Here is a 14700-nt window from a genome sequence, read left to right on the forward strand (position 1 = left end):
CTGCGGCATCTGATGGACCGCGAAAAACTACAGAAATTCGTCTCGTCTGCTGCGGCTGACCTTGCGTCGGTCCGCAGTTCGCTGCTTATTGCCGGCCAGGGAGGCGAAGCTGACCTAGCCGCGTCGGCCCGGTGCCTGGAACACCTCAAGACAGAGGCTTTCACAAACATGCAGCCGGCACTGGCGGTAATGGCCGCCGATTGTGCGACTGCGTCGGCTGTCGTCGCGCGTGGCGACACGTCCGGGCTGGCCATCGGCAGAACACTAGACCTAGTCGCCGCGATGGAGGCCGCGCTGCTGAGCATTCCGATCGGGTCGGCTGACTTCATCGCGGACGTCGGCCAATTTGTCGAGTCATCCTTTGACAGCCTGCTGCCCGAGACATCTGAAACGCAGCCGTCACCCGCACCGCCCGAGGCCTTTGACATCGACGACGAAACCCTTGACGTCTTTCGTGACGAGGCAGGCGATCTGCTCGCGAGCATCGACACCAATCTGCGCACGTTGGCCAACGCTCCCGGCAGCCGGGCCGCTCTCTGGGAGATCCGCCGGAGTTCGCATACATTCAAGGGGGCCGCAGGCATTGTCGGGCTAACCAACGCCGCGGCTGTCGCCCACCAGATGGAAGACCTGCTCGACAAGATGGTCGAACTCCAGAGAGATGCGACGCCGGAGGTAATGGAATTTCTCAACGGGGCCGCCGTCCGTCTTAATTCCATCGTCAGGTTTGGCGAAGCGTCGAACGACGCGGCCGACGAATCGTACGCCCGCGCTCTCGCGTGCCTTGATCTTCCTGATGATCGGTCGGCAGAGCCTGTAAACACTGATTTCACTTCGTCAAAACCTCTGCCGGAATCGGTACACACTCCGGCCGGCCCGGTTGTCCGCGTCTCGCTTGAGCGTCTCGATGACTTGCTAAGGATCTGCAACGGCCTCTTAGTAAACCGTTCGGCCCTCGTTGAACGTTTCGCCGAACTCAACCTCAACGGACGTGCAGAGAAGGTAAACGAACTCTTCGAGGTGGGCCGCCGCCTGACCGGCGAACTGAAGGACAAACTGACGCAGATCCGAATGGTCAAATTCTCGACGCTCGAAACGCGCCTCGCGCGCGCGGTGAATGTCACCTGCACCGACGAAGCCAAAAAGGCCTCGCTCGAGATCGAGAACGGTGAGGTCGAGATCGATACGCGCCACATCGATGCCCTGATCGAACCGCTGCTGCATCTGCTCAAGAACGCTGTCGTCCACGGGATCGAACGGCCTGAGACGCGCCGCCTGATCGGCAAGCCTGAGAAAGGGGCCGTGCGGGTACGTATCGATGCCAACGAGGCCGCGATCATCCTGACGGTCGCAGACGATGGTGCCGGCATTCCGCTTGCCCGCCTTAGGGAAAAGGCGGCCTCGATCGGCCGCGATCCCTTGGATGATGATAGCGAGGCACTTAAGCTCATCTTTGAACGTGGCCTGACGACGGCTGAAAAACTCGATCTGAATGCCGGCCGCGGTGTCGGCCTTAGTATCGTCAAGGAATCGGTCGAGTCGCGCGGCGGTTCTGTGATGGTTGACTCAAAGCCTCAGGTGGGAACAACATTTACGATCTTGCTGCCGCTGCATTCGGCCCGGCCGGAGCCTGAGCCAAACGAGCCGGCCGACGAAGCTCCCGTCTCAGATATCATCGACACGACACCGCTCGTACTGGTGGTCGATGATAGCTCAACCATCCGGAGCCAGTTGGCAAGACTCATCGAACAGGCCGGTTTCCGCGTGATCACCGCCAACAACGGAGCCGACGCGCTTGAGTTGCTCCTGAATAACAAAGAGCCTGATCTGATCCTCTCAGATATCGAGATGCCGCAGATCGACGGCTGGCAGTTTCTGGAATACGTCAAAACTGACGACAACTTTGGCCGCATTCCGGTCGTAATGGTCACGTCGCTTGATGCTGACGAACACCGCGAGCGTGCCTTCTCGCTCGGAGCGTCGGATTACATCGTAAAGCCGTTTGGCACGCGCGATGTCGAGCGGGCCCTAAGCATCATAAAAGCGCCGGTCGCGGCCTAGGCTTTCTGCGGCCTGCTTGGCCTGACCTCTACCTTGCTCGGCAACGCCCGCGCATCCATCGCCAACAGGCCCATCACGACCTGAGCAATGTCTTCGGGCTGAAGCTGCCAAGCCTTTTCATCGGTGATCTTGTCGCCGCCAAACTCTGTATTCACGCTGCCCGGACAGATATAGCTGACCTTTATATTGTCATGCCGCACCTCTTGCATCAGCGCTTCGCTAAAACCATTGAGGCCAAATTTTGAAGCATTGTATGCCGCCATGCGCGCATGCGGATACTGTCCTGCCAACGATGAGATGTTGATTATATAACCGCCGCCACGCCGTTTGAGCATCGGGACCGCATAGTGGCACGCGTAAAATACGCCAAACAGGTTTGTCTCGAGCGTCTCCCTGAATTCATCGGGCAAGATCTCCTCGATCGTCTTACCATTGATGCCGATGCCCGCGTTGTTAATGAGAATATCGACGCCGCCGAAACGTTTTTCACAGCTTTCGAGCAGAGCTTTGACCTCTTGTTCATTGCGGACATCGCACAGCTTGCCTGCGGCCGTGCCGATGGACGAGAGCCCCTCGATAGCCGTCTCGATCTCTTCGCGAGAACGGGCGCAAATAAAGACGCTGGCCCCTGCGCCGGCGAGTCGTTCGGCGATGGCGTAACCGATGCCTTTCGTCCCACCGGTGACCACGGCTACTTTAGCTGTAAGTTCCATTTCCCTCCGTCAGAGCTTCGCTCGCAATATGTCATTAACGACCTTTGGATTCGCCTTGCCTTGCGATGCCTTCATCACTTGGCCGACAAAAAACCCGAATAGGGCGTCTTTGCCACCACGATAGGCGTCAACCTGGCCCGGATTCGCCGAGATCACGTCGTCCACGATCTTCTCGATCGCCGCCGTGTCTGAAACCTGCTCAAAGCCTTTCGCGCTAATGACCTCTGCCGCCGCCTGCCCGCTCGCAAACATCTCGGCGAATACCTCCTTCGCCTGACTGTTACTGATCTTTCCCGTCTCGACGATCGCGATCAGTTCGGCCAGATCCTCAGCGGTCACACGCGAATCGGCAATCTCAGTCCCTGAGTTGTTCAATTCACGCGTAAATTCGCCGAGGATCCAATTGGCCGAAACCTTCGGCTTCGCCGTGATCCGGGCTGCTGTCTCAAAGAACTCCGCCATCGCCCGGTCCGATGTCAACTGCGTCGCCTCGTTAAAGCCGATCCCGTATGTAGCGGTAAATCGCTCACGCATCGCATCAGGCATTTCCGGCATTTGTCGCTTTACGTCCTCAATAAAGTCACTCGATACGAGAAGCGGCTGCAGGTCGGGCTCCGGAAAATATCGATAGTCGTGGGCGTCCTCTTTTGATCGCATTACGCGTGTTTGGTTGTTCTTTTCGTCCCACAGCCGCGTTTCCTGATTGACGCCCTCGCCCGATTCGTGGGCCGCGACCTGGCGTTCGATCTCGTATTCGATCGCCTTTTGCATAAAGCGGACGGAATTAAGGTTCTTCAACTCCACTTTATTGTTGAATGAGGTCTCACCTACCTTTCGCACCGAAACATTCGCCTCGCAGCGCAGATTTCCCTTCTCCATGTCGGCATCGCTCGCACCGACCCAGCGCAATGCCTGACGAACGTGATTTACGTAATCGAATGCCTCCCACGATGTGCGAAAGTCCGGCTCGGTCACGATCTCACCAAGCGGCGTGCCCGCGCGGTTGAGATCGACGTATGAGTAGCGATCGGTCTCAGGGAGCCCTTCGTGAACATTCTTGCCCGCGTCCTCTTCGAGGTGCATCCGCTGTATATTGATCGTCATCGGCCGCCAATCGCGTGCATGGCCGCTCTCGTCACGCTCGGCCGTCAAGATCGTCAGCTTGCCGTTGGCAGAGAATGGCTTGTCATACTGCGAGATCTGATAGCCCTTTGGCAGGTCAGGATAAAAGTAGTTCTTGCGGGCAAAAACGGATGCTTCCTGAATCTCAAGCCCTAACGCCAACGCCGCCCTCGCGCCAAGCTCGATCACACGCTTATTCAAAACCGGCAATGCTCCCGGTAGCCCCAAACACACGGGACACGTATTCGCATTCGGCTCGCCACCGGTCTCGACCGCGCACGAGCAGAATATCTTGCTCGCGGTCGCAAGCTGCGTATGTATCTCCATGCCGATAACGGCTTCCCAACCTTGTTTCATATCTACTTTCGAACCTGAACGATCATCGGTCGTGGCCGAGTGCGGCTGCCCGTAGGCCAGAACGCACCGCCGGCAAAATAGCCAGGCTGCACCCAAACCCGTCGGCCGTGCCGCGGCACGCGCCAATGGCCGCCCATCCAATAGAAACCTTGATCGAGGGCCGGCACTTGTACAACCTGGATCGGAGTGTTCTGCACCGACTGCTCTCGGCGGGCCGCCTCGATCCGCTCGCGTTCGAGTCGCGCGGCACGCAGCTTGGTGGAAAGTTCCGCCACGGCCTTCGCCGATTCTGCATCGCGTCGAGCGCGTTCCTCCGGTGACGGAAAGCCCAGCCGTTCGTAGTTCTCACGCAGATCGGCCTCGGCTTTGATGCGCTGAGCGCGATACTTTTCCAGATCAATATTGGTTACGGTCGGCGTCTGGCCATAACCGGCAACGCTCGCCATCAGGGCCAGCGATAAACTCAAGGTCAAGTTCCTCATGAGCACATCCTACCTGTTTCGTTCATCATAACACGAAGCAAGTAGGGTTTTCTTCCGAAACACATTGAAACGCGTAACCTCCAATATTGCAATATTTAGCCTCGCCCATGTGTTTCGCGTGTTTCAGAGTGTTTCAGGCCCGTCTGAAACACCGCAACCTATTGAAACAACGATAGTTAACATCGCTTTTTGACCTCTGTTTCAGAATTTCGCGCAAAAAAAGTCGGTAGCAAATAGACAGCTCCTGATCGCCCTTCTGAACAACTTAGCATGTGCAACATTCTAGCATATGTGCAACATCGCTGGCAAGGCCTTTTCCGACTGCGCCGGAGAAGACCTGTTGACTAAAACCCGAACGTCAGCCCAACACGTCCATTAGCCTTGGCCGTGCGGTAGCCGTTCTCGTAATAGTCATTGTCAAAGACGTTCTCGATAGTCCCATAGAGCCTGAGCGTCATACTCTCGTCCTTTAGGCGAAATGTGTATCCCGCCGTCACGTCGCCACGACGATTGCCCCGAAAACGATAGATATACGTATTGAATGTCGAATTGCTGAACATCCTCGCTAGGTAGCTCGACGTGGCAAGCAGGTCAAAATTTACCCAGAACCGTTTGAACCGCTGTGTTGCGACAAACGTGAATTGATGCTCGGGGATCCCGAATGACGGCTGCTCTATACTCGTGACCGGGCCCACCGGAAATGTCGGTCGGCGGTGCGCCCGCAGATCGCTGTTTGTGAACGTGTATGACGCGAACAATGTCGGCCCTTTGTCCGGCCTGATATCGATGCTCGTCTCAAGCCCGCGCGAATAATGACGGTCAAAGTTGTAATAGGCTGACGCTCCGAAATCGTCGGTGGGCAGGTATGTGATCTCGTCCTTGATCCGCGTGTAGAAGTAAGTCGCCGATGCTTTTACACGTTCCTTGGCAAAGTACTGCTCGATGCCGCCGTCAATACCGATCGACTTTTCCGGTTTCAGGGCCGGGTTGCCGAGCGGAAAGAACGCGCCCAGAAAGTAGTAGCTGCCAAACCGCTCATACAGCGACGGGACGCGATAGCCGTTCCCGACATGGGCACGCAGCTTTGTGCCGGTCTTCTCAATAAAGTAGGAAACAGCGCCGTCAAACGTCCGGGCCGACGGCGGCGAGATCGCTGTCTGCGTCAACACTGACGGCACCGCCGCGCTGAACTGCGGCTGCTTGAGATCGAACGACTGAAACCGAAATCCGCCGGCAAACTGAAGATCACCTCCGAGCAGACTCACGAGGTCCTGTACATAGAATGTGTTGCTGTCCTGTCGCGTTCTCGCTGACCAATTGTCGGTTCCCGCCGGCGTCGTATTGTCGTTCCCGAATCTCTCCGACTCAAATTCATAGCCGGCGGTCAGCGTATTGCGGCGGCCTGCGGTCCAGATCAGATGGGCATTCGCCGTATGGATCTGTCCGTCAAAGGCGCTCGAATACGCGCTCTGAAAGCCCGGGCCGAGCAGCCCGTCGATATTCCGGCGGCTCGTGTCGAGCCCCTGATAATGACCGCCGATCGAGAGGTTCCAGTTGATGATCTGGTTCACGGCGATCTGCCCGCTAATGAAACGCGAGTTCTGCCGCGCGTCCGGATCATCAACGTCGGGCGTGAAATTGACGCCCGGCGACGCGTTGATGATCGTCGAGGTGCTCGTCGGCAGAGTGCCAAGCGTGTCGGGGCTGACGTTGAGCTTCACATCCGCATCGGACAAAAAGATACGGCCCGAGATATTCGTTTTCGCGTTCGGCGCGGCATCAAGACGAGCCTGCACATTTGTATTGTCAGCGTCGTCGTTGCCGTCGATGCCTTTTCTGTAGGTCGTGTGGGAAACGCCGCCGCCGATACCGAATTTCGCACCGCCGTGCGAGAGATTCCCTCGAAAACGTCCCAAGCCAAGCCCGCCAAATGCACCGCTCAGCTGTCCATGCGTGCCGTGTCTCGCACTCGGCGTCTGGAAATCAAGCACACCGCCAATAGCGTTCGTCCCGTAGAGAGACGAACCCGACCCGCGAAGCACCTCCATGCGTTCAACGCTCGTCAGCGTGATATCGCTCAGAAACGGCGACGCATCACCAGTGATCGCCGCCGGATCGCGAAACCGAATACCGTCGATCAGCACCGCCGTGTCCTGGTTCCTCAAACCACGCGTCTTGATCGACGCCGCCTTGCCAAACCCGCCCAACTGCTGCACCCGAAATCCGGGAATTGTCCGCACACTCTCGATCAACGCAAAATCCGCCCGGTCGCGCATTTGCGGCGCGTCGATAACGTCAACGGTTTTGGAAACTTGTTCGACGGGCTGCCCCTTATCGGCGGCGATCGTTACAAATGCACTAACGTCAATGCCGACTGGCCGGACAACTAAGTTGAGAGTCAAATTCTCGCCGGCGCTGACAGTGAGCTTCGCTTCCCCATAAAGATCATTAGAACTGATCCCAGGTCCAGCGACGATTCGATATTCTCCTGGTATGACATTGTCGAACTTGAAATTGCCATCCCGATCAGCTTCGAGTTCATATATCCGCGACCGATCGGCCTTAGACGTGAGAGTTACGTCTGACCGATTCACGCCACCACCGTCAGGCAACGAGGTTACTCGACCGGAGACGGTTGCACGTTGTTGCGCGGAGACGCCGTTAGAGGCCACCCCGATAATTACAAGAAGAACAACACTTACGAAAGACTTCATTTTCTCTCCTCTTCTGCCCACACGCAGAATGGTTCTAACCTAGGCAAATGGGCGTGAGTTCCCGACTGTGCATTGAGCATTGATCAATGATCATTGCTCAATGTTCACGGTTGCGTGGGCAGTGCCGGCCTCTCACCGGACTTCCTCCGCACATTTGCCAACGATCAACCGCGAAATACTCGAAAGATCCTAAAAAGGATGTCTTTCGTCGCTTTCGCTTTTTTCGCGGTTAAGTTCAGAAAACGCTCGTCACGCGAACGTTACCGCTAGCCGGATTTGTGTCCAGCATTACATCGACGGCGAAGACATTGCGTACATTCTCCGCCGTCAAAACCTCTGCCGGGTGGCCTTTCGCCGCGATCCGGCCGTCCCTTAGCATCACGATCTCATCCGCAAATTCGGCGGCGAGATTCAGGTCGTGTGTTATCACGACCACGGATGCGCCTTGCTCACAGCGCTTTCGCACCAGCCGAAACATCATCGCCTGATGCGCGAGGTCAAGATTCGCCGTTGGCTCATCAAGCAATAATATTCGTGCATTCGTGGCTACTGCTCTTGCCAGCACAACTCGCTGTCGCTCGCCGCCCGACAGCTCATTCATCAGCCGCAACGCATAGCCGTCGAGATCACATTCGGCCAATGCCTGCTCTGCGAGCTTGATATCCTCCGCCGTCTCCCAGCCAAACGTTCCGCCGTGAACAAACCTGCCCGACAGGACAAATTCCAAAACCGTCACCGGGAAGCGAGTCTCATTCTCCTGAGCGACAACAGCAATATTCGCCGCTACCTCTCGCCGCGACAGCATCGTCAGGCCGCGTCCGTCGATCTCAATACTTCCTTTCGAGACCGGCACTGTTCCATTCATCGCCTTGATCAACGTCGTCTTCCCGGCACCGTTAGCCCCGAGCAAAGCGATGGTCTTGCCGCCACTCAACTCCACAGAAACCTCCGCCAGAACAGTACGCTGACCATAGACAACCGAGATTTCCGTTACCGTAAGCATCCGTCAAAGTAATTAAGAATTAGCAATTTGGTAATTACTAATTAATTCAGGCGAGGGCCTCAATTTCTCCTCAGCAGATAGATAAACAACGGTGCCCCTATCAACGCTGTCACCGCTCCGACCGGTAATTCCCTCGGTGCTATCGCGGTCCTCGCGACCGTATCGGCCGCAATTACAAAGATCGCACCGGCAATGGCGGAGAACGGGACGACAAGGCGATTGTCACTGCCGACCGCCATTCTCAACAGATGCGGAACGATCAAGCCGACATAACCGACTGAGCCGCTTGCCGCGACCGCTGCACCTACGACCAAACTTGCCGCGCCGAAAACGAGCAGCCGCACACGTCCGACCTCGACGCCGAAATCAAAAGCGTCACGCTCGCCGATCATCATCAGGTTCAATGCCCGTGACTGTGACGTCATTACCAAAACACCGATCAGCATCGCCGCAAAGCTAATATATACACCATTTAACGTCGCCTGTGACAGGTCGCCGAGCAGCCAGAACGTAAAACTCCGCAGCTTTGCGGCATCCAGCAGCGTCGTCAGCATCACAATCACTGACGACAAAAAGGTCGTGACGATCACGCCCGACAACACGAGCCGCTCGACATTCATCCCGGCCCGGCTGCGAGCCATCTGATAGACCGCGACCGACGCTAATGCCGCGCCCGCAAACGCCATCACCGGCCGTGCGAATTCCAGATTCTCAAACAACACGAACGCCAGCATCGTGCCCAATGCGGCGCCATTCGATACGCCCAACAGATAAGGCTCGGCCAGCGGATTTCGCAACAGCGACTGCAGCCCCGCACCCGCGACAGCCAGGCTCGCCCCGACACACGCACCGAGCAGGATCCGCGGAATTCGTATATCAAACAATATCGACCGCTGCTGCTCATTGAGATCAAAAATCGACAGCCGCTCCGCGCCCAAATTCGCGGCCGCGATCAGCACGATAGTCAATATGCCGACGAGGACAAGGCCGAGCTTGATAGCTCGCTTGCCGTTCTCAACTTTCCGCTTTCCACTTTCCGTTCTCAGTTGAACTTCTCCGGGTGTAAACACCTTGCGATCTGCTCCAATGCATCGACCAGTCTCGGCCCGGGCCGCGAGAGCAGGTCGGCGTTTATCTTATACACGCGGCCGCTTTTCAACGCCGGAGAGTTGCGAAAGACCTCGTTCGGGCCCTCGTTGTCCGGGCTCTCGGAGATAATTATCACGTCCGGCTCGAGAGCAATGGCGCTTTCTTTGCTCAATTTTGGATACGCCGTCTCAATATCGACCGTTACCGACCGGCCGCCGGCCTTTTCGATCAGGACGTTGAGAAACGACCCTTTCCCGACTGTAAACAAGGGCTCGCGCGATATCTGGACAAAGACGCCTAACTGCTCTTCGCCCCTGACACTGTCCTGCACTGCCTCGACGCGGCGTTTTAGCTCAGGCAGCATTTGCCCGACACGATCGGTCGTGCCGAATAGGTCGCCGAGCTTGCCAAGATCGTCGATGACATCATCGAATGACGTTGGGTTCGTCACATAGACCGCAATTCCGTTGTCAGCGAGCGTCTGAGTAAATGCCTCGATCTGTGACGCGGTAGAGACGAAAACGACGTCGGGCTTGAGGGCGATGATCGACTCCATATTTGGCGTAATCGTGTCGCCGATCTTGGGTATCGCCTTGGCCTCGACAGGATAATTGCAGAATGTCGTGACACCGACCAGACGGTCGCCGGCGCCGGCGGCGAAGATATTCTCGGTCACGCTAGGCGCAGTCGAAACAACCCGCATGATCTTGACCGGCACGGTGACCGTTCTGCCCAGATCGTCGGTGACGACACGAATCGGCTTAGCACTCGTTTCGGGGGCTTCGACTGCCGACGGTTTTTGGCAGCCCACAAGGACAAGCACCAGGAGCGCCACCAAGCTCGTTCTGTATCTTACCTCATCCCTCATCCCTCGTCCCTTAAAAGCAAACGCCCTGTTCTCCGCGTCCACGATGCGGAAAACAGGGCATTGTAACCTTGTTTGCCTGCGATGTTTTGACGCGAAACATCTCTCTTGGCAATAAGTGTCCGATCAGGCTGCCCGGCTATACGGTGACGCGATCGCGCGGGACTTTCACCCGCTTCCCCTATCGAACACTATTTACTCAAAGAACAAGGTTGGAATTATTACGCCTCAATGGGCGCAAGTCAAACCGTCGGCCTCACGGAATGTACTTCTTTGGTACAGGCGTATCAGACGGCACGCCGAAATTCGCCTGCATAAAGCCGGCGGTACTGCGATTGATGTACCACGCTCCACCGCGAAATACGCCGATGTCGTCGCTTCCGTCGCCGTCATAATCGCCCGGCACCGGGACATCTCCGTTGATCCCCCATTGTGCCCCGACGAACTGGCCATTTGTGCTGTTCAGTCGATACCAGAAGCCGTCGGCCGGACGGAACACGGCGACGTCCTCCTTGTTGTCGCCGTCATAATCCGCGTGGACGGGCATATCGCCATTCTGGCCAAAACCGACGGTATAGAAGCCACCGGTGCTGTTTGCCCGGAACCACACACCGTTCGACGGCCTGAAAACAGTTAGGTCATCAATGCCGTCACCGTCGTAATCACCCGCGGCCGGCAAGTCGCCATTCTGGCCAAATTGCGATGAGCCATACTGGCTATTGCTGCTGTTTTGCCAATACCATGTGCCCTCGGTCGGACGAAATACGACGACATCGTCCTTCTGGTCACCGTCGCGGTCGCCGGCCTGCGGAATATCACCGGCGGTCCCGAAGCTTGTTTGGACAAAGGCACCGTTGCTGCTGTTAAGCCGATACCATGTGCCATCTGAAGGCCGCCATACGGCGATATCCGTCTTGCCGTCGGCGTCAAAATCGCCCGGTGTCGGAATATCTTCGGCCGTGCCAAACTGCGTGCCGAGGAACCCTTGTGTCGAACGGTCGAGATACCAATCGCCGTTACTCGGACGATAGACCGAAACATCCGTCTTGCCGTCGCCATCAAAATCGGCACGCGACCTGACCGCGACAGATGCGCAGGTAAAACTCCCCGAAATGATAATGGAATCGACGTTCCACCCGCCGCCCGCAGGCGCCGTATTGTCGTCGGCACCAAAACGGAATCGCAACTGGACGTTCTGTCCGGCTGCGGCGGACGGTAATCTCGCGATCGTCGTCAGGTATCCGCCCGAGTTACCGGTCCATGCCGGCCGGTTAGACAACGGATTATTCGTCCCGCCGCCAAGTGAGCCGTTGTAGCCATTTTGGACAAACGCTCCGCCGGCGGTGACGATATCCTGGAATGGGCCGCCCGCGACGCTCACTTCAAGCAAGCCGCCGTCCCAGCCGTCTTCAGTGTTATACCTGTTCCTAAACGAAACGAGCGCGGCGGCAGAGCTGATCGGCAGGGCCGGGGTCGTAAGGTCTGTCCCGCCGCCGACCGATGTCGGGTCGGCCGCGAACGCTGAATTAATACCTGTATCCGGATTCGTGGCGGTGGTCACAAAATTGATTCCGCCCGCGACCGGCGTTGCCGTCCAGCCCGCAGGAAAATTCGGTGCAGTCACACTGTCAAAATTCTCGGTAGCTGTGGTCGTCGGTGCACCGATCACGACCGTGCGTGAGAACTGGACAGCGCCAATATTGTTGTCGCCCGTAAAGTTGAGCGTAAGCACGCTGCCGCAAGGCGTGTTCGCCGGCACGGTATACGACATGTCTCGCGTCACCGTCGATCCGCTCGCGATCGGGCCGTAATTGGCTGAGCCTCCGCCCGCGACCATCAGCGTCATCGCTGTGACCGGAACGCCAGTCGCATTGCTGATCGGCACGGTAAGCGTTACCGGTTCGCCCGGTTCCGGAAAGCCGTTGTTATTGCCCTGCGCGTCTGATACGGTGAGCGTCGGCGATTGGGTCACATTAGGAAGCGCGAATGACTCTACGACACGTGTCGAGCCACCGCTGCCGTTCACCAGAACGGCCGCATTGGCGCCAACGCCTCTGATAGCGAAACCTGCCCACACATCGCGAACATCGGCGTCCGCTTCGGGAGCACGCGAACTCGCCTGAGCAGCCGCGAGGATCGCATCGCGTTCCGTAACAAACGTTGGCCCGAGCGGCGCGAGCTTCATTCCGTCCATTACCAGCTGCAGTGTCTTTCGATTACCTTCCTCCCAGCCAAGCCGGGCGACAAACTTTGCACGGACTTCCCACAATGTTGTGCTCCACACCTCGCCCTGGTTATGCACCTGATCGGCGGTGCCCGTAAATCGCGGAGCATACGCTCCATCGCTGAGATTCATCTGAGTCGAATCTACATCGGCAAACGTCAGCGGATTGTGCGGCCGGTTGTTCGGGCCGCCCGTGAAAGCCATCACTGCCTTTGGAAACCGACGAATGCCGTAATAGTAATTGTTCACGCCGGGGCCGCTGAGATATGTGTCGTAGCTGCCGGTGGAGTAGATGCCGTTGATCGGATCTGACGCCTGGCTGAGCATTGCGTGGCCAAAGAAATCGCCCCAGCCCTCGCCCATGCCCCCGGACTGCTGGGTCGAGAGGCCTGAACCGTTCCCGTGCAGGCGGTTTGATGTGCCGTGCGTTAGCTCGTGAATCACAACATCGGCGTCAAGGTTGCCGTCAATGTCAGGGTTTGGCGCGGTCCATAGATACATCTGCATGCGGCCGCGGCCGCCGTCGGCAGGCGTTGAGAAATTTGCGTTGTTCGATCCTGACGAATCCTGCCCCTCGGCACGAACGCGATCGTTCCCGTTACCCTGGCCGGTAAAGTTTACATGTTGAAAGTTTCGGGCAGCTTCGGTAAATCCGAGCCGGTAAGCCTCGTCGTGATACCAGTTAGTGATGTAGAAGAGCTGCGTGACGGTCCCTTGCTGGAACGCCGACCCCGGATATGTCTGCGTCGCCGGAAGCGGGGCCTCGCCCGTGTTGGTGTTTGGATCAAAGGGGCTGTAAGTGAACGAGAAGAGGCGAGTCGGACTCGTCGCTTCGCTGTCGGTATCGACACCATCCGGCGAAGCGCGGTCGAGTCCGGCCTGGACGTTGTTTCCGTCGGTTTTCGTCCCGCCATCGGTGATCCAGCCGTTGTTATTGAATGTGTATGGCGGCTCGTTACCGATCCGCGTGATCAAGGTCCGAGCAAGAGCGGGCCCTTGTGCGCCATTTGGCGATGTCGGGCCGGGCGTCATCGGGAACGGATTGTCCGCCACCTGGATCATCGCGTTCGGGTTGGCGTAAACCTCATAGGTCGCCGCCTGCGATTGATCTGCCGTAATATTCTTGCGCCAAAGCATCACGCCTGTGCGGGCATCGACGATGACGTAAAACGCATTCACCGGCTGCCATATCAGGACTCGCCACGCAGGCACGGCCACGCCCGGCTCGGTCGGAAAATACATCTTTTCAGCAGTCGTGGCCGAGTCGCCTGTCCCAAACGTTGCCTTGATCTCCGTCGAGTCGGCTGCGTTGAATCGCAGATCCAATCGCGAACCATCGTTGTTGATGAACGCCGCTGCTTTCTTGACCGCCGTTAGCGGATCGCCGAAGTCTGTCGATAAAGAGCCGTAGTCCAATGCCGGTGCAAGATTATTGATCACACGAACCATCTCACCTTGCTTGGTAAATCCGGCCTTGACCTCGCCGCGAAATACCGGAATGCCGTTGATCTCTTGCTCAAGCACCACGAATGACAGGTTGCCGTCAGGATTTGTGTAATCTGCGGTCACCTTGAGGGCGTCGATCTGCTCGTCGGTCGCTCCGACCAATTCGGTGTTCTGTTTGAGAAAATCGCTGAGGATGCGCGGCCGCTGGATTGAAGCCGGAGCCGTCAAAAACACGCGTCCCAATTGCACGTCCGGGCCTATCACCTCTGGGATGCGGATGTCGTCGTTATAGACGATCTTGAGCGATGGGACGCTTTGCCTCAACGCCGCTTCGCCGCGGACGAAGCCATCGCGCAGATCGGCGACCTGCGATGCGCTTTTGCCGGCCGCCGTCCGGAATGCAGCTATCTGATCGGCTTTCTTCTTGTCCGAGCGGATATCGTAGTTAGGCAATTCGGGCACCTGGCTCGATGTCCTCTCGATAAGGCCGTTCGCGGCGCGCGAACGCCACTGAAACGGGACTGACAAAACCAGCGCGACCAATGCAAGGGCAAGAATGGTCAGCAACGCAGAGCGATTTGAATTCAACGTCATGATTCGGGATAACCTCAGGAAAACATTAAG

At 57.3% G+C, this 14700-nt stretch carries 9 protein-coding genes and 2 riboswitches; of the genes, 1 reads left to right on the forward strand and 8 read right to left on the reverse strand.

Annotated features, from left to right (window positions below):
• The first annotated feature begins 12 nt into the window (after positions 1–12).
• A complete protein-coding gene (locus tag IPM59_14635; protein ID MBK9216804.1) occupies positions 13–2061 on the forward strand; it encodes a response regulator in 2049 nt (682 codons plus the stop codon).
• On the opposite strand, the gene IPM59_14640 is transcribed toward IPM59_14635, so the two are convergent.
• The 8 genes from IPM59_14640 to IPM59_14675 form a co-directional block, all read right to left on the reverse strand.
• Complete coding sequence (locus IPM59_14640; GenBank protein MBK9216805.1) at positions 2058–2774, reverse strand: SDR family oxidoreductase; 717 nt, start codon at positions 2772–2774, stop codon at positions 2058–2060. The genes IPM59_14635 and IPM59_14640 overlap by 4 nt on opposite strands.
• A 9-nt stretch (positions 2775–2783) precedes the next feature.
• Entirely contained in the window at positions 2784–4253 is a 1470-nt protein-coding gene (gatB, locus tag IPM59_14645; GenBank protein ID MBK9216806.1) for an Asp-tRNA(Asn)/Glu-tRNA(Gln) amidotransferase subunit GatB, read from the reverse strand.
• Positions 4254–4255: 2 nt separating this feature from the next.
• Positions 4256–4720: a hypothetical protein gene (locus IPM59_14650; GenBank protein ID MBK9216807.1), complete on the reverse strand. Its 465-nt coding sequence runs from the start codon at positions 4718–4720 to the stop codon at positions 4256–4258.
• A gap of 359 nt (positions 4721–5079) precedes the next feature.
• Positions 5080–7347, reverse strand: a complete 2268-nt coding sequence (locus tag IPM59_14655) for a TonB-dependent receptor (GenBank protein ID MBK9216808.1) — start codon at positions 7345–7347, stop codon at positions 5080–5082.
• Between the two features lie 136 nt (positions 7348–7483).
• Positions 7484–7630, reverse strand: a riboswitch (cobalamin riboswitch).
• A 54-nt stretch (positions 7631–7684) separates the two neighbouring features.
• On the reverse strand, positions 7685–8452 hold the full coding sequence (locus IPM59_14660) for an ABC transporter ATP-binding protein (protein MBK9216809.1): 768 nt from the start codon (positions 8450–8452) through the stop codon (positions 7685–7687).
• Between the two features lie 59 nt (positions 8453–8511).
• Positions 8512–9522: an iron ABC transporter permease gene (locus IPM59_14665; GenBank protein MBK9216810.1), complete on the reverse strand. Its 1011-nt coding sequence runs from the start codon at positions 9520–9522 to the stop codon at positions 8512–8514.
• Positions 9495–10409, reverse strand: coding sequence for a cobalamin-binding protein (locus tag IPM59_14670; protein MBK9216811.1), 915 nt, complete (start codon positions 10407–10409; stop codon positions 9495–9497). The genes IPM59_14665 and IPM59_14670 overlap by 28 nt, the downstream gene beginning before the upstream one ends.
• Positions 10410–10513: 104 nt before the next feature.
• Positions 10514–10624, reverse strand: a riboswitch (cobalamin riboswitch).
• A 38-nt stretch (positions 10625–10662) separates the two neighbouring features.
• Complete coding sequence (locus tag IPM59_14675; GenBank protein ID MBK9216812.1) at positions 10663–14670, reverse strand: M36 family metallopeptidase; 4008 nt, start codon at positions 14668–14670, stop codon at positions 10663–10665.
• Between the last annotated feature and the right edge of the window lie 30 nt (positions 14671–14700).

It is taken from the genome of Chloracidobacterium sp. (assembly GCA_016715795.1).
Classification (GTDB): Bacteria; Acidobacteriota; Blastocatellia; order Pyrinomonadales; family Pyrinomonadaceae; genus OLB17.

Excerpts from the sequence above, each read along its gene's own strand:
- IPM59_14635 (MBK9216804.1), top strand. The coding sequence starts at position 13 with ATGGACCGCGAAAAACTACAGAAATTCGTCTCGTCTGCTGCGGCTGAC.
- IPM59_14640 (MBK9216805.1), bottom strand. The coding sequence starts at position 2,774 with ATGGAACTTACAGCTAAAGTAGCCGTGGTCACCGGTGGGACGAAAGGC.
- gatB (MBK9216806.1), bottom strand. The coding sequence starts at position 4,253 with ATGAAACAAGGTTGGGAAGCCGTTATCGGCATGGAGATACATACGCAG.
- IPM59_14660 (MBK9216809.1), bottom strand. The coding sequence starts at position 8,452 with ATGCTTACGGTAACGGAAATCTCGGTTGTCTATGGTCAGCGTACTGTT.
- IPM59_14670 (MBK9216811.1), bottom strand. The coding sequence starts at position 10,409 with ATGAGGGATGAGGTAAGATACAGAACGAGCTTGGTGGCGCTCCTGGTG.
- IPM59_14675 (MBK9216812.1), bottom strand. The coding sequence starts at position 14,670 with ATGACGTTGAATTCAAATCGCTCTGCGTTGCTGACCATTCTTGCCCTT.